Source organism: Chromobacterium sp. Rain0013, assembly GCF_015291765.1.
GTDB lineage: Bacteria > Pseudomonadota > Gammaproteobacteria > Burkholderiales > Chromobacteriaceae > Chromobacterium > Chromobacterium haemolyticum.
In genome coordinates, this window is the sequence record NZ_CP031514.1 from 2762583 (window position 1) to 2783789 (window position 21207).

Annotated in this window: 16 protein-coding genes; 9 read left to right on the forward strand and 7 right to left on the reverse strand. The window is 64.2% G+C overall.

Annotated features, from left to right (window positions below):
* The first annotated feature begins 19 nt into the window (after positions 1-19).
* From DXT74_RS12855 to DXT74_RS12880, 6 genes are all read left to right on the forward strand, one after another.
* Positions 20-3895, forward strand: a complete 3876-nt coding sequence (locus DXT74_RS12855) for a YhdP family protein (RefSeq protein WP_194426147.1) — start codon at positions 20-22, stop codon at positions 3893-3895.
* Positions 3892-4701, forward strand: a complete 810-nt coding sequence (locus DXT74_RS12860; protein WP_081573986.1) for a carbon-nitrogen hydrolase family protein — start codon at positions 3892-3894, stop codon at positions 4699-4701. The genes DXT74_RS12855 and DXT74_RS12860 overlap by 4 nt, the downstream gene beginning before the upstream one ends.
* A gap of 14 nt (positions 4702-4715) precedes the next feature.
* Positions 4716-6158 carry a metalloprotease TldD gene (gene tldD / locus DXT74_RS12865; RefSeq protein WP_194426148.1) on the forward strand — a complete coding sequence of 481 codons (1443 nt, stop codon included), beginning with the start codon at positions 4716-4718 and terminating at the stop codon, positions 6156-6158.
* Positions 6159-6343: 185 nt separating this feature from the next.
* Positions 6344-6868, forward strand: coding sequence for an ester cyclase (locus DXT74_RS12870; RefSeq protein WP_231138177.1), 525 nt, complete (start codon positions 6344-6346; stop codon positions 6866-6868).
* Positions 6865-7572 carry an SDR family oxidoreductase gene (locus DXT74_RS12875; RefSeq protein ID WP_194426150.1) on the forward strand — a complete coding sequence of 236 codons (708 nt, stop codon included), beginning with the start codon at positions 6865-6867 and terminating at the stop codon, positions 7570-7572. Before DXT74_RS12870 ends, DXT74_RS12875 begins: the two co-directional genes overlap by 4 nt.
* A 30-nt stretch (positions 7573-7602) precedes the next feature.
* Entirely contained in the window at positions 7603-8574 is a 972-nt protein-coding gene (locus DXT74_RS12880; protein WP_194426151.1) for a polysaccharide deacetylase family protein, read from the forward strand.
* A 63-nt stretch (positions 8575-8637) separates the two neighbouring features.
* On the opposite strand, the gene DXT74_RS12885 is transcribed toward DXT74_RS12880, so the two are convergent.
* From DXT74_RS12885 to DXT74_RS12910, 6 genes are all read right to left on the reverse strand, one after another.
* On the reverse strand, positions 8638-9570 hold the full coding sequence (locus DXT74_RS12885; protein ID WP_194426152.1) for a LysR family transcriptional regulator: 933 nt from the start codon (positions 9568-9570) through the stop codon (positions 8638-8640).
* A gap of 41 nt (positions 9571-9611) precedes the next feature.
* Positions 9612-11399: an aminopeptidase P family protein gene (locus DXT74_RS12890; protein ID WP_196783903.1), complete on the reverse strand. Its 1788-nt coding sequence runs from the start codon at positions 11397-11399 to the stop codon at positions 9612-9614.
* Positions 11400-11548: 149 nt separating this feature from the next.
* Positions 11549-12931, reverse strand: coding sequence for an APC family permease (locus DXT74_RS12895; protein ID WP_196783757.1), 1383 nt, complete (start codon positions 12929-12931; stop codon positions 11549-11551).
* 235 nt (positions 12932-13166) lie between these two features.
* Positions 13167-14540: an aminotransferase class III-fold pyridoxal phosphate-dependent enzyme gene (locus DXT74_RS12900; protein ID WP_194426155.1), complete on the reverse strand. Its 1374-nt coding sequence runs from the start codon at positions 14538-14540 to the stop codon at positions 13167-13169.
* 64 nt (positions 14541-14604) lie between these two features.
* Positions 14605-16119 (reverse strand): aldehyde dehydrogenase, encoded by a 1515-nt coding sequence (locus tag DXT74_RS12905; RefSeq protein ID WP_194426156.1) that lies wholly within the window; start codon positions 16117-16119, stop codon positions 14605-14607.
* Entirely contained in the window at positions 16109-17539 is a 1431-nt protein-coding gene (locus tag DXT74_RS12910) for an amidase family protein (RefSeq protein WP_114152583.1), read from the reverse strand. Before DXT74_RS12910 ends, DXT74_RS12905 begins: the two co-directional genes overlap by 11 nt.
* 209 nt (positions 17540-17748) lie before the next feature.
* Here DXT74_RS12910 and DXT74_RS12915 point away from each other — a divergent pair, with 209 nt between their 5' ends.
* The 3 genes from DXT74_RS12915 (at position 17749) to DXT74_RS12920 (ending at position 19908) form a co-directional block, all read left to right on the forward strand.
* Positions 17749-18705 (forward strand): LysR substrate-binding domain-containing protein, encoded by a 957-nt coding sequence (locus DXT74_RS12915; RefSeq protein WP_043641551.1) that lies wholly within the window; start codon positions 17749-17751, stop codon positions 18703-18705.
* A gap of 265 nt (positions 18706-18970) precedes the next feature.
* Positions 18971-19099, forward strand: a complete 129-nt coding sequence (locus DXT74_RS23035) for a hypothetical protein (protein ID WP_254894653.1) — start codon at positions 18971-18973, stop codon at positions 19097-19099.
* A 443-nt stretch (positions 19100-19542) separates the two neighbouring features.
* Positions 19543-19908: a DOPA 4,5-dioxygenase family protein gene (locus tag DXT74_RS12920; RefSeq protein WP_043641553.1), complete on the forward strand. Its 366-nt coding sequence runs from the start codon at positions 19543-19545 to the stop codon at positions 19906-19908.
* Positions 19909-19971: 63 nt separating this feature from the next.
* Here the strand turns inward: DXT74_RS12920 and DXT74_RS12925 are convergent, their stop codons facing one another.
* Complete coding sequence (locus tag DXT74_RS12925; RefSeq protein WP_081556193.1) at positions 19972-21150, reverse strand: acetyl-CoA C-acetyltransferase; 1179 nt, start codon at positions 21148-21150, stop codon at positions 19972-19974.
* Between the last annotated feature and the right edge of the window lie 57 nt (positions 21151-21207).

Below are 21207 nucleotides of genomic sequence, written 5' to 3' on the forward strand. Positions count from 1 at the left end.
TTGTAACGGTTTGCCGCATTTGGAAAAGCTATTCTCCGTTCTGTCCCATATCCATGTGGTCAAGGTCCTGAAACGGACCTGTGCGCTGTTGGGAATGGCCGTCGCCACCGCCTTGACGCTGCTGCTGGTGGCTTTTTGCGCGTTCACTTTTTGGTTATTGCCCAATCTGAACCAGTTTCGCCAGCCGCTGGAGCGTTATCTGAGTCAGTCGCTGGGACGGCCGGTGCAGGTGGCGGCCCTGTCCGGCGAGTGGCTGACCGTCGGTCCGCGCTTTGAACTGGGCGGTGTCACCATCGCCAATCCGCAGGACGGCAAGGCGCTGACCTTGCGCCAGGTATCGCTGGAACCGTCGTGGCGTTCGCTGCTGGCGCTGGAGCCGCGCTTGTCCAGCGTGGTGGTCAAGGGGCCGGCGGTAGAACTGCTGCGTTCGCGCCAGGGCGTGATCTATCTCAACGGCTTCGACCTGAGTTCCGGCCCCGCGGGCAGCGGTCTTGGCAACTGGCTGCTGCGCCAGTCCAGCCTGGAGATCATCGATGCGCGGCTGAGCTGGCAGGATGAACTGCTGGGGCTGCCGAGGCTGGACCTGAGTCAGGGCCAGCTCAAACTGAGCGCGGGTCTGTTCGGCCACGGACTGAAGCTTTCCGGCCAGCCGGCGGCGTCACTGGGCAAGGGTTTCGATTTGACCGCTTCCTGGCGCGGCGACGACATCGCCGCCTGGCAGCAGTGGTCGGGCTCGATCAAAGTGGCGCTGGACGGCGCCCGGGCGGGTTCGTGGACGCGCTATTTGCAGCAGCTGGGCATGTTGCGCAGCGGAGAGGGCAGCGGCACGGTGGAAATGTCCTTCTCCGACGGCGCCATCGACGCCTTGAAAGCCAGCGTCAACGTCCACGACGCCGCCTACACGCCCCCGGATTCGCACGAACTGGTGTTGCCGCGTCTGCAAGGCGAGTTGCAACTGACGCGTCAGCTCAGCGGCAGCTATAAGGTCAAGGCCAGCCGGCTGAGCCTGGCCAGCGCCAGCGGGCTGGCTTTCGACAACTCCAATATCGACGGCGAGTGGCGCTACGGTGAGCAGGGCTTCGGTCAACTGACGCTGGACAACGTCGACCTCAGCCATCTAACGCCCTTCATCCACGCGCTGGGCGCCGATCGCAACCCGCTGTTCGCGCGCTTTTCGCCCAGCGGCGCCTTGCACGACCTGACCGTCAGCTGGAAAGGCGCGCTGGAAGCGCCCAGGGCCTTCAAACTCAAGTCCCGTTTTGAAAAGCTGGCTTGGCAGCCGTTTGATGAACTGCCTGGCGTGGCCGGGGTCAGCGGCGCGATCAGCTTTGATGAAAAGGGCGGCCGCTTGCAGTTGGATACCGGGAAGTCCCAGGTTAGCTATCCGTCGGTGTTCGTCTCGCCGCTGGCTTTCGACAAGCTGACCGCCGATGTGGGCTGGCAGCGGCAGGGGCAGGCGGTGGCTTTGGACTTCCGTCAGGTCGCCTTCTCCAACGCGGATCTATCCGGCAGCCTGCAAGGCAGCTATCGGCATCAGGGCGGAGGCGCAGGCATCGCGGATCTGCGCGCCAGCATCGCCGGGGTGCCGGCGGCCAGGGTGGCGGAATACCTGCCGCATGAAGTGGGCGAGCACACTTTGCGCTGGCTGCGCCAGGCCTTGCAAGGCGGGCAGCTGCGTCAGGCTACGATGAAGCTGCGCGGCGATCTGGACCAGTTCCCTTTTGCGGGCGGCAAGGGCGGCGAGTTTCTGGTGGAGGCCGAGGTGGAACGGGCGCGCCTCAGTTACCAGCCCGGCTGGCCTCGCATCGACGACATCGACGCCCAACTGCTGTTCCGCAACGAGCGGATGGAAGTGAACGCGCGCCGCGCCACGACGGTGGGCGTGCCGCTGAGCGGCGTCAAGGCGGTGATAAACAATCTGGGCGCCGACGTGCCGATGCTGGCGGTGGAGGGCCGCGCGGCCGACCGCCTGCAGCGCATGCTGGCCTTCACCACGCAAAGCCCGGTAGACGGCTGGCTGGACGGTTTTACCGGGCAGATCGAAGCCGGCGGGAATGCCAGCCTGGACCTGAAGCTGGCGATACCGCTGGCGGGCGAGCAGGGCGTGGGGGTGCGCGGCGATCTTCATTTTGCCGACAACGCCCTGCAATTCAAATCCTTGCCGATTCCTCCGCTGAGCAAGGCCCGCGGCCGGTTGACCTTCACCGAGCGCGGCGTGGACAGCCCCGGCCTGCAGTTCAGCGGCTTCGGCGGCGCGTTCCAGTTGAAGGCCAGCACCGGAGCCGACAAGCGCATGCGTTTCGAACTGGCAGGCCAGGCTGATTCTCGCCAAGTATTGAAGCAATATCTGCCAGCCCTGGCGGAGCAAGCGGCGGGCAAGTCCGGCTATCGCGCGCAGTTCGTCGTCAAGCAAGGTCTTGAGAGCCTGACGGTGGCCTCGGACCTGCAGGGCACCGCCTTCGACTTGCCGCCGCCCTTGGCCAAGGCCGCGGCGACGGCTTTGCCGCTGCAACTACAGTTGCGGCCGCAGCAGATGCGCGGCGCGCAGACCCTGCGGCTGGATTTCAGCCTGGACGGCATGCTAGGCGGACGCTTGCGTTTGAACGAGCACGGCGACTTGCAGGCCGGCGCCTTGGGCGTGGGACGCGCGCCGGGCGAGCCGGCGGCGTCCGGACTGACGGTGCGGGTGGCGCAGCCCCGGGTGGTGTTGGATGATTGGTTGAAACTGGCCGACGGCGCAGCGCAATCCAGCGGAGGCGGCGGGCCGGGAGCCTTGTCGGCTTTGCCTGCCTTGCAGCTGGAGTTGGAAACGCCGGAGTTGGCATTGCCGGGCCTGAGCCTGCACAAGGTCAATGCCCGGCTGGGCAACCGTGAATTGTCCAAGGCTTGGACCATACAGCTACGCTCCAACGAGATGAGCGGCGACGCCAGCTATCGGCCGGAAGGCAACGGTTTGTTGCAAGCCAATCTGAGCCGACTGGCCTTGACGTTGCCGGCGGACAAGAAGGAGGGCGCGACCGAGGCCAAGTCCGGCGGCGAGACCTCAATGCTGAACCGCAAGCTGCCAGAGATGAAGGTGCGCGTTGGCGAATTGGTGTTGCAGGGGCGCTCGGTGGGGCGGCTGGAACTGGAAGCGCGTCGCGACGGCAGCGTCTGGCAGATGGCGCCGTTGCGGCTGACGACCAACGACGGCACGCTGAAAGCCACGGTGCGTTCGGATGCGCGCGGCGCCGGCAATGTCGACGCCCGTTTTGAATTGAATGTCAGCGACGCCGGCAAGCTGCTGGCGCGGCTGGGCCAGGGCGAGATTTTCCGGAACGGCCAAGGCTCGCTCAGCGGCCGCTTGAATTGGCCCGGGGGCTTGGGCGATCTGGATTTGGCCAAGGTGTCCGGCGAATTGGCGCTAGACTTCAAGGATGGGCGCTTCGCCAAAGTGGATCCGGGCGTGGTCAAGCTGTTGGGCGCGCTCAGTTTGCAATCGCTGCCGCGTCGCATCCGTTTGGACTTCACCGATGTGTTCAGCGACGGTTTCGCCTTTGATAGCCTGAAAGGCGAGGCGCAGGCGCGGAACGGCCTGTTCACGTCTCCCAAGGTGGAAATGAAGGGGCCGGGCGCCGACGTGGCGATTTCCGGAGAGCTGGATCTGGGCAAGGAAACCCAGACGCTGAAAGTTCATGTGATGCCGCGCTTGGCGGAAAGCGTGGCGTTGGCGGCGGGCGCGGCCTTGCTCAATCCGGTGGTGGGCATCGCCACGCTGGCGGCGCAGAAAGTGCTGCGCGATCCGGTGGGACGCATCTTGTCGGTGGATTACGAAGTGAGCGGTTCGCTGCGGGATCCTAAAGTGGTGCGCACGGCGATCGGTCCGATACATCAGAACAAAGGGGGAAAACCATGAAGCAAAAATTCCTGGCGGCGGCGGTGCAGATGGTGTCCGGCTCCGACGTGACGGCCAATTTGCAGCGCGCCGCGCATTGGGTGGCGGAAGCCGCCGCCAAAGGCGCGCGGCTGGTGGTCTTGCCCGAGTACTTTTGCCTGATGGGAAAACAGGAAACCGACAAGGTGGCTGTGTGCGAGGCCTACGGCGACGGCCCCATCCAGCGGGCGCTGGCGCGGATGGCGAGCGAGAACGGCGTGTGGCTGGCGGCCGGCACCGTGCCCTTGCGCAGCCCGGAGCCGCAGAGGGTGCTGAACACCACCTTGCTGTTCGACCCGAATGGCGAGGTACGGGCCCGCTACGACAAGATCCACCTGTTCGGCTTTTCCGGCCTGGGAGAGACGTATTGCGAATCCAATACCATCCGGCCGGGCGAGCAGCCGGTGAAGGCGGACCTCGGCTTTGCCGAGATGGCCTTCGGTATCTGCTACGATCTGCGTTTCCCCGAGCTGTTCCGCCAGCTGTCGCCCTATGATCTGATGATTCTGCCGGCAGCCTTCACCGCCACCACCGGCGAGGCGCATTGGGAGCCGCTGCTGCGCGCGCGCGCGATCGAGAACCAGAGCTATGTGCTGGCCTCCGCGCAGGGCGGAGAACACGACAACGGCCGCAAGACCCACGGCCATTCGATGATTATCGATCCGTGGGGGCGCGTGCTGGCGGAAATAGACAAGGGCGAGGGCGTGATCCTCGCCGAAATAGACCCGACATTGATCCAGTCGGTGCGCACCCGCCTGCCGGCGCTGGCGCACCGCGTACTCGCGTGAAAGAACCCGACATTATGCAAGATGCTTTCTCCGCGGCAGACAGCCTGCTGCTCAAGCCTTACGGCCTGGACGAGGCGGCTTTGGAGGCCACGCTGGCGCGCATGCGCCACCACGCCATCGATTACGCCGACCTCTATTTTCAATACACCCGCAGCGAGGCCTGGAGCCTGGAAGAGGGTATCGTCAAGTCCGGCAGTTTCAGCATTGATCAAGGCGTGGGCGTGCGCGCCGTGGCTGGCGACAAGACCGCCTTCGCGTATTCCGACGCCATCAGCCTGGAAGCGCTGAGCCGTTCCGCCGACGCGGTGCGCGCCATCGGCCAGGCGGGCGGCGACGGTTCCGCCGGACGGCAAACGCCGCGAGCGCCTAAACCGCTGTATCCGGCGCTGGACCCTTGTCACAGTCTGGAGGCGGCGGCCAAGGTGGCCTTGCTGGAAAAGGTGGAACGGATGGCCCGGGCGCTGGACCCGCGGGTGATCCAGGTGATGGCCGGCATGGCCAGCGAATACGATGTGGTTTACGTGGCGCGCCACGACGGCGTGCGCGCGGCTGATGTGAGGCCGCTGGTGCGGGTGTCGGTGATGGTGATCGCCGAGCAAAACGGCCGCCGCGAGCAGGGCTCCAGCGGCGGCGGCGGTCGCTTCGACCTGGCCTACTTCGACGACGAGGTGTTGGAGCGCTATGCGCGCCAGGCGGTGCATCAGGCCTTGACCAACCTGGACTCGCGTCCGGCGCCGGCGGGGCAGATGACCGTGGTGTTGGGCCCGGGCTGGCCCGGCGTGCTGTTGCACGAGGCGATAGGCCATGGTTTGGAAGGCGACTTCAACCGCAAGGGCACTTCCGCTTTCTCCGGCAAGATCGGCCAGCGTGTGGCGGCGCCGGGCGTCACGGTGGTGGATGACGGGGTCATGGAGGAGCGCCGCGGCTCGCTGGCGATAGACGACGAGGGCAACCCCACCCAGCGCACCGTGCTGATAGAGGACGGCGTGCTTAAGGGCTATATGCAGGACGCGATGAATTCGCGGCTGATGCAGGTGGGCGCCACCGGCAATGGCCGCCGCGAGTCCTACGCCCATATTCCGATGCCGCGGATGACCAACACCTATATGTTGGCCGGCCAGCACGATCCGCAGGAAATCATCGCCTCGGTCAAGGATGGCCTGTACGCGGTCAACTTTGGCGGCGGTCAGGTGGACATCACCAGCGGCAAGTTCGTGTTCTCGGCGTCGGAAGCCTGGCGCATCGAAAACGGCAAGCTTAGCTACCCGGTCAAGGGCGCTACCCTGATAGGCAACGGTCCCGACGTGCTCAACTACGTCAGCATGATAGGCAGCGATCTGCAGCTGGATCAGGGCGTGGGCGTTTGCGGCAAGGAAGGGCAGAGCGTGCCGGTGGGCGTGGGCCAGCCCACGCTGCGCATAGACGGCGGGCTGACCGTGGGCGGCACCGGCGGCTAAGAACCTGCGTAAACAGCTTCTTTGAGAAAGGCGAAGCGCTGGAGCTTCGCCTTTTTTTACGCCTATTTTCAAATTGAACAAGCAGATCATACAAATATAGAGCCAATTATCAAATCCCATGGCCGGCGACACAATGTGCTGGTCCGGTGTCGCTGTGTTGGCGACGCCGCAATCGGGAGACGATGATGAAAGCTTTGACCTTGGCGCTGGGCTTCGGCCTGGCCTTGTCCGCGGCCTTCGCCGGCGCGGCGGAAAACCTGCCGCAGCCCGCGAGAGTGTGGGCTGACCGCCCGGCCGGCAGCGCGGCGGCGATGAAACTGGCCGCGCTGCGCTACGCGGCGTTCTGGAACAGCGGCGATCCGCGCTACGCCGAGCTGGCGTTGGACCCCGACTTTGTCGACCACACCTTGCCCGCCGGCCGCCAGCAGGGCGTGGCCGGCCCCTTGCAGGCTTCGCGCCAGTTCCGCGCCGCGGTGCCGGATTTGAAGGTGGACGTCACCGATATGGTGCTGGCCGGCGACCGCGTCGCGTTGCGCCTGCATTTCCAGGGCCATTTCAGCGGCCGCTTCGGCGACGTGCAAGGCCAGGGCCAGCCGGTGGAATTCCAGGCTTTCGACCTCTACCGGGTCAAGAACGGCCGCATCGCCGAGAACTGGCACCTGGAAGACAATCTGACCCTGATGCAGCAATTGGGCGTGGTGAAGCCATGAACGCGGCGGCCTTTTCTTTCCACGGCCAGACCGTGGCGGTACTGGGCGGCGGCTCCGGCATCGGCCGGGCGGTGGCGGACGCGGCCGTGGCGGCCGGCGCTCGGGTCTATGTGCTGGGGCGTACCGTCCAATCCGAGGAGGACCGCGAGGGGATTCAGGCGGACATGACCGACAGTCTGACATTGGCCCGGGCCTTCGCAGATATCGGCCGCATCGATCACTTGGTGCTGACCGCCGGCGCGCGGGTTGGCGCGCCGGCGCTGGGCGAGCTGAGCGAGGAAGCGTTGCGGCAGACTTTCGACGTCAAGCTGTTCGGCAGCCTGCTGGCGGTGCGGGAAGCCTTGCCTTATCTGACGGAGCGGGCGTCGGTGACCTTCACCTCCGGCTTGTTGGCGCGCAAGTATTCCAGCGGCGGTTTGCTGAAGAGCACGGTCAACGCCGCGCTGGAGGCGGCGGCCAAGAATCTGGCCAAGGAACTGGCGCCGCGCCGCGTCAACGTGGTCAGCCCCGGCGTGGTGGACACCGAGTTGTGGGGCGAAGCCGGCTCCGCCGCGCGCCAGGCGACGCTGGCGCGCATCGGGCAGGGCCTGCCCGTCGGCCGCGTCGGCCAGCCGCCGGAACTGGCGCAAGCCTATCTGTTGGCGATGGCCAATGGTTTCATCTCCGGCTCGGTGCTGGACGTGGAGGGCGGGGCCTTGTTGTAGGCCGCGCCGAAGAGAACAAGAGGACTTGAGATGTCCGATACCCTACCCATCAATCGTCGCCAGTTCCTGGCCGGCGCGGCCGCGGGCGGCACCGCGCTGATGCTGGCGCACGGCGCGGCGCTGGCGGCGACTGGAGCAAGCAAGATGACGGCAAATACAGCAAGCGGCGGCGCCTTCTGGCCGAACGGCGCGCGCCTGGCGATTTCGATTTCCATGCAGTTCGAGGCCGGCGCTCAGCCGGAGCGCGGCGCCAGCGGGCCGTTTCCACCGCTGGACCCCAAGTACGCGGACTTGCCGATGCAAAGTTGGTACGACTACGGCGTCAAGGAGGGCATTCCGCGGTTGTTGGACCTGTGGGATCGCACTGGCGTGAAGGTGACTTCGCACATGGTGGGGCAGGCGGTGGATCGCAGCCCGCAGCTGGCGCGCGAGATCGTGGCGCGCGGCCATGAAGCGGCGGCGCACGGCCAGACCTGGGAACCGCAGTACTCGATGACGCCGGAGCAGGAAGAGGCGGCCTATCGCGCCAATATCGCCAGCATAGAGCGCGCCACCGGCGCGCGTCCGGTGGGCTTCAACGCCTTCTGGCTGCGCGGCACGCCCAATACCCTGGGCATTCTGCAGCAACTGGGCTTTCTCTATCACATCGACAACGTCAGCCGAGACGAGCCGTTCACGGTGCCGGTCAAGGGCAAGCCCTTCGTGGTGGTGCCTTATACCTTGCGCAACAACGACATCGTGCGTTTTGATTCGCCGGCTTTGAGCAACGAGGCTTACCTGTCCGATTTGAAGGCTGAGTTTGACGTGCTGTATGCAGAGGCCGGTTCGCGGCGGCGGATGATGTCGATCAGCACCCACGACCGCATTTCCGGCTCGCCGACGCGGGTCAAGGCCTTGGAGCAATTCATCCGCTACGCGCAGAGCCATGCAGGCGTCGCCTTCATGCGCAAGGACGAGATCGCGCGCTTCGCGCTGCAGGTGGACAAGGTGCCGGCGGACTGAACCGCCGAGCCATGAGACGCACCCTAAAACCGCGGAACGGCCATTGGCCGCGCCGCGGTTTTTTTACAATTGGGAGCCGGCCTCCGGCAGCAGGGTGGTAGCCGGCAGCGCCGACAGCCGCTCGCGCAGGAAGTCGATCAGCCGGCGGATGCGCAGCGGTTGGCCGCGCTGGACGGGGTAAAGCAGGTGTAGCGGCGCGCTGTCGGTGAAGTACTCGTCCAGCACCGTGAGCAGGCGGCCTTGGCGCAGATCGTCGGCGATGTCCAGCAGCGATTTGTAGGCGAAGCCCTGGCCTTGCAGCGCCCAGCGGCGGATCACCTCGCCGTCGTTGCTCTGCTGCGCGCGTTCCAGCCGCAGCGCGCGGCGCTGTCCGTGCTCGCGGTAAGGCCATTCATGCATCGGCCCGTCGCCGGTGACCAGAGTCAGCGTCGGCAGTTCGGCCAGCTGCCGCGGATGGCGGGGCGTGCCGGTGCGCGCGAGCAGCGCCGGCGCGGCGCAGACCACGCGGCGGCTGGCGGCCAGTTCGCGCGCGATCAGGCTGCTGTCCGCCGGCTGGCCGTAGCGGATGGCGATGTCGATGTCTTCGCCGATCAAATCGGCCGGGGTGTCGTCCAGTTGCAGGGCGAAATGCACCGCCGGATGCAGGCGACGGAATTCGTCCAGGCAGTCCAGCAAGGCGTGTCGGCCCAGATCCGACGGCGCTGACAGCCGGATCAGGCCGCTGAGTTCGCTTTGTTCCCGCTGCAGCCGGTCCTGGCCTTGCTGCAGGGTGTCCAGCGCGCGCTGGCAGTGGTCGCGGAAGATTTCTCCTGCCTCGGTCAGCCGCAGTTGGCGAGTGGTGCGTTGGAACAAGCGGCTGCCCAGCGCCGCTTCCAGCCGCTGGATGCAGGCGCTGGCGGCGGCGGGGGATAGGCCCTGCTTGCGGCCGGCGGCGGAGAAACTGCCCAGTTGGGCGGCGTCAAGGAAGAGGCGTAGGTCGTTGAGTCGATCAAGCATGTGAATGGCCCAGGCGCGGGAGCGCCCGGGCAGCGAGGGGTCTAGATGGTTTCAGTATTGGCCAGCAGCCATTCGCGCGCCGCGCCGTCCACCAGCGGCAGCAAGCGCGCGCGCACCTCGGCATGGTACTGGTTCAGCCAGTCCACCTCGGCGCGGGATAGCAGGTTGAAGTCCAGGCAGCGGGTGTCGATAGGGCATAGGGTCAGGGTTTCGAAGCGCAGGAAGTCGCCGAATTCATTTTGCGACGAGGCCACGTTCAGCACCAGGTTCTCTATGCGCACGCCCCAGCGGCCGGGCCGGTAGACGCCGGGTTCGATCGAGGTGACCATGCCTTCCTGCATCGCCATATTGGCGTCCGGCACCGCGCGGGAAATGCTCTGCGGGCCTTCGTGAACATTGAGGAAGTAGCCGACGCCGTGGCCGGTGCCGTGGCCGAAGTCGATGTCGTGCTGCCACAGCGGCGCGCGCGCCAGAGCGTCCAGCATCGGCGACAGTGTGCCGCGCGGGAAATGCGCCATGGACAGGCCTATGGTGCCTTTCAGAACCAGGGTGAAGTCGCGCTTTTGCTCGGCGGACGGCGTGCCGACCGCCAGCACCCGGGTGATGTCGGTGGTGCCGCCCAGGTATTGACCGCCTGAGTCGATCAGCAGCAGGCCGTCGCCCTTGATTTCGCTGTGGGCGGCCTCGGTGGCGTGATAGTGCGGCAGCGCGCCGTTGGCGTTGAAGCCGGCGATGGTGCCGAAACTAGGCGACACGAAGCCGGGGCGACGCGCGCGCGCGGCGGTGATTTCCGCGTCTATGGTCAGCTCGGTGACGCGGCTGCGGTTAACCTCGCTTTCGAACCAGGCGAAGAACTCGCACAGCGCCGCGCCGTCCTGCTCCATCGCACCGCGGATATGAGCGGCTTCTTCCGGCGTTTTGCAGGATTTGAACAAGGTGCTGGGATTGATCGCCTCGATCACGCGGGCTACCGGATTAACCGCCTGGCGCAAGCCCAGGGTGACGCGGCGCGGGTCCAGCAGCAGGCTGGCGCCGGCCGGCAGCGCGCCGAGCGCCGGCTTGGCCTGGGCGTAGGGCTGGACTTCGACGCCGTCGGCCGCCAGTTGGGCGCGCAGTTCGGCGGAAACCTTGCCTTCGCCGACGAAGAGGATGGCCTGTTGCCGGCCCAGCAGCGCATGGCTGATGAACACCGGGTTGTAGTTGACGTCGCTGCCGCGCAGATTGAAGCTCCAGGCGATGTCGTCCAGCGTGGACAGGAAGTGCCAATCGGCGCGGGCTTCGGCCATGGCGGCGCGCAAGCGCGCCAGCTTGTCCGCGCGGCTTTGCGGCGCAAACGCCGCCTCATGTTGATACACCGGCGCGTCCGGCAGCGGCGGGCGCTGCGGGTTGATGACGTCTATCAGATCCAGGTCGGTGCGCAAGCGAGCGCCAGCCTGTTCCAGCGCGGCTTGCAGCGCTTTGGCAGCGGCCAGGCCCAGCGAATCGCCGTCCACCGCCAGCGTCTGGCCGGCGCTCAGCGTCTTGGAGATCCAGCCAAGGTGGTCGGCGCTGGCTGCGCTGACGATCTTGACCAGCTGAATGCCGCTGCCGGCCAGTTCGGCCTCGGCTTGCACCCAGTACCGGCTGTCGGCCCAGACGCCTGCGAAGTTGTGGGTGACGATCAGCGTGCCCATGGAGCCGGTGAAGCCGGACAGCCATTGGCGGGCTTGCCAGCGCGCCGGCAGATACTCCGACAGGTGGGGATCGGACGAGGGCACCAGACAGGCGTCGACTCCGGCGTTCTTCATGGCGGCGCGCAGGGCGGCGATGCGTTGCGGAATGGTGTCCAGTTGAGGGGTTGCGAGGGTGTTCATGCCGGCTCCGGGGGATGTATGCCATGCATTCTGTGGCTAATGAAACCGAGGCGCAAGAGTATGAGCATAGCTGATGATTGCCATGTCATTTTAGGCGGGGGCGGGCGTGGGGCGCCCGCCTTCGCTCAAGACTCGCTGTTGTCGAATTGAACCGTGGGCACGGCTTTGCGCAGGCCGCGCGTCAGGCACAGCAAATACGCCACGCCCGCGGCGAGCCAGCCCAGGCCGATTTGCAAGGTGAGCGCGGACAGGCTGGTCCACAGCCAGAGCGTCAAGGCAAATCCAATCGCCGCGGGCGAGCCATAACGCAGCCAGGCGCTAAACGGATGCGGTTTGCCATCCAGCAGATAGGTTTTGATCACCGCCAGGTTGACCACCGAGAACGCCACCAGAGCCCCGAAACTGATCAGGGAGGCCAGGGTGGCCAAATCGATCACCAGCGCCAGCATGGAACAGAGGGATACCACGAGTATCGACCAGATCGGGGTGTTGAAGCGTTGTGACAGGCCGGCAAAGATCCGGTGCGGCAAGACACGATCCCTGCCCATGCTGTACAAAATGCGCGAGACCGAGGCTTGGGAGGCCAGTGCCGATCCAAAGGCGCCGGCCACATAGCTGGCGGTGAAAAAACTGACGAAATAGGGGCCGGCGATGCGCCGCATCACCTCATTGGCGGCTGAGTCCACATGCTGGAACCTGCTGCCGGGGAAAGCCAGCTGGCTGATGGCCGCCAGCAGGATGAACAGCAGTCCCGCTCCTATTGTCGTGATGATGATGGCCCGCGGGATGTCGCGGCGCGGTTCCCGCGCCTCTTCCGCCAAAGTGGACACCGCGTCAAAGCCTAGAAAGGACAAACACAAAATGGCCGCGCCGGCCAGCACCGGCGCCATCCCGATGGCGCTGCCGTCCCCCTGCCAGGGCGCCAGCAGATCCACGCTGGTCTGAGTCATGATCTGCCGGGCCGCCAGCCCGACAAACACCAGAACAAAGACTAGCTGCGCGGCTATCAGCACATTGCCGAAACGCGACACTGATTGAATGCCCAGCACATTCAACAGCGTGACCAGCGCGATCATCGTCACGATAAAGCCCCAGGCCGGCACTTGAGGAAAGCTTTGATGCAGGTAGATGCCGATCACCAGGTAATTGATCATGGGTAAAAACAGGTAATCGAGCAATAAAGACCAGCCTGCCAGAAAGCCCGTCACCGGACCAAAGCTTTTACGGGCATAAGAATAGGCCGAGCCTGCAACCGGGTAGCGGTCGACCATGCGGCTATAAGACAGCGCGGTGAAAAAAATGGACAGCAAGGTGAGCAGATAAGCCAAGGCGGTGCGGCTGCCGGTGACTTGAGTGACCACGCCATAGGTGGTGAATACGGTCAAGGGCACCATATAGACTAGGCCAAACAAAGTCAGCGCCGGCAGCGATAACACTCGGCGTAGCGATCCGGCGTAGGGAAGGGGCTGCGCGGGCTCCGTTACGGGGAACGGGGGATATCCTGCCATCATGATTCTCCTTTAGCGCCGCAAACAAAACCGCGCAGCGTACCTGAGCCAAGGCGCGCCGACGCAGGCAGTACCAGGCGTACGACAAGTCGGCGCAACTCAGGATCAGGGGTTTTGTCAGCGGGTCTTATTGCCGGCAAGTTCTTTGAGCCTGCAGGGAGTCTGCTGCGCGTCGTTAACAGGCTCTTGGGGCCGGCTATTGTTGTCTATGCAAGCCGCTTGATCTCCATGCGGGTTACCGTAGCAAGGCTTTCTCCGCGGCTTCGATGGCTTGCTCGAAGGTATTCGCGATGAGCTCGGCCTGCTCCATGCTCAGCGTCAAGGGCGGAGAAATGATGAAAGTGTCCGCCAGATTGCGTATCAACACCCCGTGTCGACGGCAGTAATCGGAGATATACGCGCCGAAGCCCAGGTCCAGATCAAAAGGCTGTTTGCCGACGGGGTCGGCCACCAGTTCCACGCCTATCATCAGGCCCAAGCCGCGGACATCACCCATATGGGGATGCTTGCCCTTTATGCTTTTCAGGCGCTCCAATAAATGACCGCCTACCTTGGCCGCGTTTTCCGTCAGGTTTTCCCTTTCGATGATCTCCAGATTGGCCAGCGCCGCCGCGCAGGCCAGCGGATGGCCGGCATAAGTGTTGCCGTGATAGAAGGCCGCCGGGCTGAACTGGCGGGCGTCGCTTGAGTGAAATGCCGACTCCACTCTTTGATTCATCAAGGTGGCCCCCAGCGGGATGTAGCCGCTGTTGATTCCCTTGGCGAATACCATGATGTCCGGCTTTACCCCCCAATGCCGGCTGCCGAACAGGTTTCCAATGCGGCCGAAACCGGTGACCACTTCGTCCGCGATCAGGAGCACGCGATAGCGGTCGCACACCTCGCGCACCAAGGGCCAATAATTGGGGGGCGGGACAATGACCCCGCCGGCGCCTTGCACCGGCTCGGCAATGAAGGCCGCCACGGTGCCGGGGCCCTGATGGAGGATTTCCCGCTCCAGCAATTGCGCGCATAAGCGGCCTAGGGTTTCTGAATCGTCGGTGTAGGGGTTGCGGTATAGATGGGGGGTGTCCACTTGGCTGAAGCCCGCCAGCAAGGGTTCGTAAGCCTGGCGATAAGCGGTGCTGCCGTTCGCCGACAAGGCTCCCAGGGTCACGCCGTGGTAAGCCTGCTTCAGCGAGATGATTTTATGGCGCTCAGGCTCGCCGCATTGCCGCCAGTACTGGCGGGCCAGTTTAAACGCCGCTTCATTGGCTTCCGAGCCGCCGGAAGAGAAAAAGGCGGCGCTCATGCCTTCGGGCTCGGTCATCCGGCATAAACGCTCAGCCAGCGCCATGGCCGGCTGCGTGGTGGTGCCGCCAAAAATCGAATAAAAACCCAGCTGGTTTAATTGTTGGGTGATGGCCTCCTTGATTTCTGGATGGTCGTGCCCGACGTTGACATTCCACAAGCCGCCTTGCCCATCTAGATAGCGTTTCCCGGCTTGATCGAAGACATGGCAACCCGAAGCGCGATCGATCCGCAGCGGCGGATGCGCGGCAATATGGCTGGCATTGGCGAAGGGATACAAAAGATGGCCGGTAGGATGGCGATTTGCCGTGCTGGTCATGATGTTTTCTCCTCGGTTTTACGTTGCGGCGCCGGCTTGTTCCGATGGTCGGCGTTCTGTTGTCCTATTGCTCCTGGTTCAGCGTCATCCACACCCCCTTGGTCTGGGTGTAGGCCAGCAAGGCGTCAAAGCATTTGTCGCGGCCATTGCCGGACTCTTTCCAGCCGCCGAACGGCAGTTGCATATCGCCGTCCATATAGCTGTTGACGTAGACCATGCCGGCTTCTACCTCGCGCGCGAAGCGATGCGCATGGTTGAGGTTTTGGGTCCAGATGCCCGCCGCCAGGCCAAAGGGGCTGTCATTGGCGATGGCGATGGCCTGGTCCAAGCCGGATACCGGCATCACGCAGGCCACTGGGCCGAAAATCTCTTCTCGCGCTATGCGCATGCCGTTGTTCACGCCGGCGAACACGGTGGGGTTGACGTAGGCGCCGTGGTCCAGATGGCGCGGGGTGTCGCCGCCCAGCAGGCATTGCGCACCGGCCTGCCGGCCCAGCTCAATGTAATCCAGCACGCGCCGCTGCTGGCCGCGGCTCACCAGCGGGCCCATGCTGGTGGCGGGGTCCAGCGGGTCTCCCGGGATGTGATGCGCGCGCGCGGCGTTTAGGAAGGCTTCGAGAAAATCGGGAAGAATGCTTTGTTCCACCAGCAGGCGGGAGCCGGCGCAGCAGATCTGGCCTTGATTGCCGAATACGCCCATGGCCGCCCAACGCGCGGCGGCCTCCAGGTCCTGGACATCGGCCAAAATCACATGGGGGGATTTGCCGCCGCACTCCAAGGACAGTTGCTTCATATTGGACTGGCCCGCGTAGCACAGCATCAGCTTGCCCACTTCCGCCGAACCGGTGAAGGCGATCTTGTCGACATCCTGATGCAAGGCCAACGGCCGGCCGCAGCCAGGTCCATCGCCGGTCAGCACATTGAGTACCCCGGGCGGGGCGCCCGCCTCAATGAAGAGCTTGGCCAGCCATAAAGCGCTGAGCGGAGACTCTTCCGCCGGCTTGAGCACCACGGAGTTGCCGGCCGCCAGCGCGGGCGCGATCTTCCAGCAGCTCATCAGCAAGGGGTAATTCCAGGGCACCACGCAAGCCACCACGCCCAAGGGTTGGCGCAGCACAAAGCTATGGATGTGGCTGGCGGTTGCTCCCACCGTGCCCAGTACCTTGTCGATGGATTCCGCGGTAAAGCGCAGGCATTGTACGCTCAGGGGCACGTCCACCGTCAGCATCTCGCTAATTGGCTTGCCCATGTCCAGGCAGTCCAGCAAAGCGAAAGTGCGTTGATGTTGTTCGATCAAATCGGCAAGCCGATTGAGGACGGCCATACGCTCCCGCGGCGGTCGTCTGGACCAGACGCCGGACTGAAAAGCGCGCCGAGCGGAATTGACGGCGATATCCACGTCCTGGCCATCGGCGCTGGGCAGCTCGGCCAGGGTTTCGCCATTGCTTGGATTGACGCTGGCGAAGCGCCGGCCGGAACGCGCCTGACGAAAGTCCCCGTCAATGAACAGCCCCTGTTCCAAGGGCAGTGCCTTGGCCAGGGCGCGCCAGTCGTCGGCTAGGAGAGGTTCAGCGGACATATTCGGCTCCTGAGTCTAATAAGTGGGGAAAGGCGCCCAGCGATTCAAACTGACCGGCCAGCGACAGCAATTGCCGGTCCGCCCCGCGCGCGCCGATGAATTGCAGCCCAACCGGCTTGCCTTCCGAGCTCAGGCCGCAGGGGACGACGCAGGCGGGATGCTGGCTTAGATTGAGCGGGAAGCTGAAACCCGCCCACTCTGTCCAGGCAGCGCCATCGCCGGCCGGCTGTCGCGAGGCGATGGGGAAGGCCGTCAAGGGGGTGGCCGGCGCTAGCAGCAGATCGAACCGGCTCATCGTCTGGTCCATGAAGGCGCCAAATTCGGCGCGCCGGGTTTGAGCCGCAACCAAGTCCGCCGCGCTCAGGGCCTGGCCGCGCTCGGCTATTGCGACAAAGCCAGGGTCCAGTTGCCCGCGCAGAGCCGGCTCCACCATGGACAGGCGGTTGGCCGCGCCGCTGAACCAGTGTTTTTGGAAAACATCGAGCAGATCGATATCGGGCAGTTCGAATGGCTGGATCTCCACTCCCAATGAGCGCACCAGATCCAAGGCCCGCTCTATGACCGCGGCCACTTCCGCTTGCAGTTGGCCGCAGGCCGGGGTGGACCAGTAAGCCACTCTGGCCCTGCTTAGCGCCAAGGGAGGGAAAGAGGGCTCGCCGCCGATGGGCTGATGCCAGTCACGCAAGTCGCGGCCGCTCATCGCGTCCAGCATGGCGCTGACATCGCCGACGCAGCGCGCAATTGGCCCGATATGCGCCAAGGTGCCGAAGGCGCTGCCGGGATAGGCCGGCACCCGGCCAAAGCTGGGTTTGTGTCCAACCAGACCGCAGAAGGCCGCCGGGATGCGAATGGACCCGCCGCCATCCGTCCCCAGGTGCAATACGCCCGCGCCGGCCGCGGCGGCCACGGCCGCGCCGCCGGAAGAGCCCCCCGGCGTCAGTTCAGGCCCCCACGGATTGCGCGTAATCCCGTGAAGCGGATTATCGGTGACGGCTTTCCAGCCGAATTCCGGCATGGTCGTCATGCCCAGCAAGACGGCGCCGGCGGCGCGCAAGCGAGCAACCGACGGAGCGTCGCTGCCGCAAACCGCCGTGCTGCTGCTGCGGCTGCCATAGCGCACGCTCCAGCCTTGCACTTGAACGATGTCCTTGATCGTGGCGGGCACGCCATCGATGGGAGACAAGGGACGCCCCCGCCGCCAACGCTCATCGGCCGCGGCGGCGGCGTCGAGCGCGCCGGCGCTGTCGATAAAAGCGAAGGCGTTGTATCGGTCTTGGACTGCCGACGCCCTGGCCAGCGCCGCTTCCGCGACTTCAAGCGGAGAAAGGCTTGCCGCGGCGTAGCGGCTGGTCATGTTTTGCACGTTCAGCCGGCAGAGCGGCGACGCGTCCGCCAGCGGGAGTGTGTGGATGGATGACATACTAAGCCCCCAAGGTAAGGTGCGGCGTGGCCGCTATGGCATGACTGGGCGGTGGTGTTGTTTTGCGATGATGGTAAGCAAACGAGGCGGCGCGGAAAAACGCATTTTTCGCGGCAAGTTGCGCTGTTTTTATGTGTAAGAGCCTGTTACGCCGCTGAAGCACGGCAGACTTTCAACAGGCTCCCAAATGCCAGCTTAGGGGAGGGGACATGAATATTTCGATTAGACAAATACGTTATGTCTATGAAGTGGCATTGACGGGAAGCATCGCGGCGGCGGCGGAGGCGATACCGATTTCCAAATCCGCCTTGCTGAGCGCCATCATTCATGTGGAAAACCAAATAGGGTTTCGGATTTTTGAACGCCGCCCGGCGCGTGGCGTAAAAATCACTCCGGCGGGCAAGCAGTTCATGCTGGCGGCGCAGGATATGTTGGAAGCGAAGTCGGCGTTTAATCGTTGCATCGCCAATCTGACGCGGCCGGGGACCGTTCAATTGCGGATTGGCTGTTTTGAGCCGTTTGGCGCCTTGTTCATGCCGGATGTGCTGAAACGTTATATACAGGGTCAAGGCGAAGTCGACATCCAGCTGCGGGAAGGAGACCAGTCGCAACTGCGCAGCTGGCTGGCGGCCGACGAGGTGGATTTGATCGTAACCTACGATATCGGCTTTCATTTGGACGAGGAGGTTAGCCGTATCTGCAAGGTGCCCTGTCATGCCTTGCTGTCGATACAAGACCCGCTGGCGGAGCAAGAAGCGGTCTCGTTGGCGGATTTGGCGCTTCGGCCGCTGGTGTTGCTGGATTTGCCGCAGACGGCGGCGTATTTGTTGGCCTTGTTCGAAATATCGCCTTGTCAGCCTCATGTGCGCTTCAGGACGCGTTCGTATGAAACCGTGCGCGCGGCGGTTTCCGCGGGATTTGGCTGTTCCATCCTGAATATGTGCCCGTCCGGCAGCGCCACTCGGGACGGGCCGGAGTTGATACGACGGCCGTTTGCCGATTTCAGCTCCGCGCCCACGCTGATTGTGCAGGATAAACATGGCCGGGAAAAACCTGCTTTCATCCAGGACTTTATTACCGCGACGCAGCAGCATTTTCGCCAATTGGGGCCGGAGGGTTTCGCCGTGGCGACCCCGGCTTTGGCGGCGACTCTGTTTCAGGTTTGAGTATTCATTCAACCATTTAGAGCCGCTGACAAAACCTTGCGGAGAACCTGAGCCAAAGCCTGCCGACGCTGGCATTACTTGGGTACGGCAAGCCGGCGCACCGCGGCATCAGGGGGTTTGTTAGCCGCTCTAAAAAGCGATTGGAAACCGCCGCCCATGCGCAGAGCTTGACGCCCGGATGGGTATTTTATCTCCATGGCAAGCCCGGATGAGGGCTATACTGGAGCCGGCATCGGCACCGCCGATGCATGCCAAGGAGCTGATCATGAGTAAATCAAGACACAGCAGCAAGGAAGCCAAGAAGCAGCCATTGATGACCCCCAAGGAAAAGCGGGCGGCCAAACATCAGAAGAAACACGGGCCCGACGGGGCGCCCATTATTGTCCCCCACTAAGACGAGCGCTGCGGCGATGCGGCTGGCTTGATGTGCTGAGCGCCTCGCTGGTTTTGATCCATGCGCTGTTTTCCTTCACGGTCCCTCCGACCGTCTACGCCGGCCAGCGGGCCGGCCAATCGTCCAGACCTCCTGCCATCGCGGCCAGGAGGTTTTTGTTTGGCGGGGACGGTTTCAGGGCGTGGACATGTGTCCGGGTCGGAATATGCCGTCTTGATTTTTTGCGGCGGGAACGATAGCTTTACAGGCTTTGTTCGGGTCCAGTCGCCGTGAGCGCGGACTTAGAATCTGTTTACGATCTCGCGAGCAATGGCGAGGCAAGGCGATAACGGCTGAAAAGCGGAGTGTACACACGGTACATGATCATTTTGAAGCCGCTTTCAACGCCGTATCGCCGACGCGTAGCAGATCGTAAACAGGTTCTTAGAGCATGGGAGCAAACGATGCAGCAGGCATTCGAGGTGACGGGCTATCACGCCCATGTCTATTACGACGCAAAGCAGCAGCCGGCGGCGCGGCGGCTGCGCGAGGCAGTGGCGCAGCGCTTCGAGGTGGAGTTGGGGCGCTGGCGCGAGCAGGCTTACGGGCCGCACCCGGTGGGCGCTTACCAGATCGCTTTTGCGCCGGCTTTGTTTGGCCAAATCGTGCCGTGGCTGATGTTGAACCGGGAGGGGCTGAGCGTGCTGCTGCACCCGCTGACCGGTGACGATGTAGAGGATCACAGCGATTTCGCCATGTGGCTGGGCGCGCCGCTGGAACTGAATATGGCATTCCTGCTCCAGCATGGCGACAATGCGCGCTCAGGCTGAACCTGCCCGCGAGTACAAAAAAACCCACCGGAGCCGGTGGGTTTTTTGTTTGCGCGAAACGGCTTAGCGACGTTCCACCGCCAGCGCCACGCCCATGCCGCCGCCGATGCACAGCGTGGCCAGGCCCTTCTTGGCGTCGCGGCGCTGCATTTCATGCAGCAGGGTGACCAGCACGCGGCAGCCGGAAGCGCCTATCGGATGGCCCAGCGCGATGGCGCCGCCGTTGACGTTGACCTTGTCCGGGCCCCAGCCCAGTTCGCGCGCCACGCCCAGCGCCTGAGCGGCGAAGGCCTCGTTGGCTTCCACCAGGTCCAGTTCCTCCACCTTCCAGCCGGCTTTGTCCAGCGCCTTGCGGGTGGCGGCCACCGGGCCTATGCCCATGATTTCCGGCGCGCAGCCGGTCAGCGCGTAAGCCTTGATCGCGGCCAGCGGCTTCAGGCCCAGCTGGTCGGCCTTCTGCGCCGACATCAGCAGCACCGCGGCGGCGCCGTCATTGATGCCTGAAGCGTTGCCGGCGGTGACGGTGCCTTCTTTCTTGAAGGCGGCGCGCAGTTTGGCCAAGCCTTCGGCGCTGGCGTCGTGCTTGATGAACTCGTCGTTGTCGAAAGCGACCGGATCGCCTTTGCGCTGCGGCACCAGTACCGGGGTGATCTCGTCCTTGAACTTGCCGGCTTTCTGCGCGGCGGCGGCGCGTTGTTGCGAGGCCAGCGCCAGCGCGTCCTGCTCTTCGCGGCCGATGCCGTACTTCTCCGCCACGTTTTCGGCGGTGATGCCCATGTGATAGGCGTTGTAGGCGTCGGTCAGGCCGTCGTTGACCATGGTGTCGATCAGTTGAGCGTTGCCCATGCGGAAACCATCGCGCGAGCCGGGCAGGATGTGCGGCGACAAGGACATGTTTTCCTGACCGCCGGCGATGACGATGTCGGCGTCGCCGTTGGCGATGGCTTGAGCGCCCAAGTGAACGGCGCGCAGACCGGAGCCGCAGACTACGTTGAGAGTGGTGGCCGGAGTGGTGACGGGCAGGCCGGCCTTGATCAAGGCCTGGCGAGCCGGGTTCTGGCCGCTGCCGGCGGTCAGCACTTGCCCGAGAATGACTTCGCTGACGTCTTCCGGTTTCAGGCCGGTTTGAGCCAGCAGCGATTTGATGACGGTGGCGCCCAGTTCCGGGGCCGGGATCTTGGCCAGCGCGCCGCCAAAGCTGCCGATGGCGGTGCGGGTTGCTGCGACAATCACGACTTCCATGTTTTTCTCCGTCTCTCTTCAATGTGACCGCGAAGGTCGGTGTGTCGGCCAACGCGC

Excerpts from the sequence above, each read along its gene's own strand:
- DXT74_RS12860 (WP_081573986.1), top strand. The coding sequence starts at position 3,892 with ATGAAGCAAAAATTCCTGGCGGCGGCGGTGCAGATGGTGTCCGGCTCC.
- tldD (WP_194426148.1), top strand. The coding sequence starts at position 4,716 with ATGCAAGATGCTTTCTCCGCGGCAGACAGCCTGCTGCTCAAGCCTTAC.
- DXT74_RS12870 (WP_231138177.1), top strand. The coding sequence starts at position 6,344 with ATGAAAGCTTTGACCTTGGCGCTGGGCTTCGGCCTGGCCTTGTCCGCG.
- DXT74_RS12875 (WP_194426150.1), top strand. The coding sequence starts at position 6,865 with ATGAACGCGGCGGCCTTTTCTTTCCACGGCCAGACCGTGGCGGTACTG.
- DXT74_RS12880 (WP_194426151.1), top strand. The coding sequence starts at position 7,603 with ATGTCCGATACCCTACCCATCAATCGTCGCCAGTTCCTGGCCGGCGCG.
- DXT74_RS12885 (WP_194426152.1), bottom strand. The coding sequence starts at position 9,570 with ATGCTTGATCGACTCAACGACCTACGCCTCTTCCTTGACGCCGCCCAA.
- DXT74_RS12895 (WP_196783757.1), bottom strand. The coding sequence starts at position 12,931 with ATGGCAGGATATCCCCCGTTCCCCGTAACGGAGCCCGCGCAGCCCCTT.
- DXT74_RS12900 (WP_194426155.1), bottom strand. The coding sequence starts at position 14,540 with ATGACCAGCACGGCAAATCGCCATCCTACCGGCCATCTTTTGTATCCC.
- DXT74_RS12905 (WP_194426156.1), bottom strand. The coding sequence starts at position 16,119 with ATGTCCGCTGAACCTCTCCTAGCCGACGACTGGCGCGCCCTGGCCAAG.
- DXT74_RS12910 (WP_114152583.1), bottom strand. The coding sequence starts at position 17,539 with ATGTCATCCATCCACACACTCCCGCTGGCGGACGCGTCGCCGCTCTGC.
- DXT74_RS12915 (WP_043641551.1), top strand. The coding sequence starts at position 17,749 with ATGAATATTTCGATTAGACAAATACGTTATGTCTATGAAGTGGCATTG.
- DXT74_RS23035 (WP_254894653.1), top strand. The coding sequence starts at position 18,971 with ATGAGTAAATCAAGACACAGCAGCAAGGAAGCCAAGAAGCAGCCATTG.
- DXT74_RS12920 (WP_043641553.1), top strand. The coding sequence starts at position 19,543 with ATGCAGCAGGCATTCGAGGTGACGGGCTATCACGCCCATGTCTATTAC.
- DXT74_RS12925 (WP_081556193.1), bottom strand. The coding sequence starts at position 21,150 with ATGGAAGTCGTGATTGTCGCAGCAACCCGCACCGCCATCGGCAGCTTT.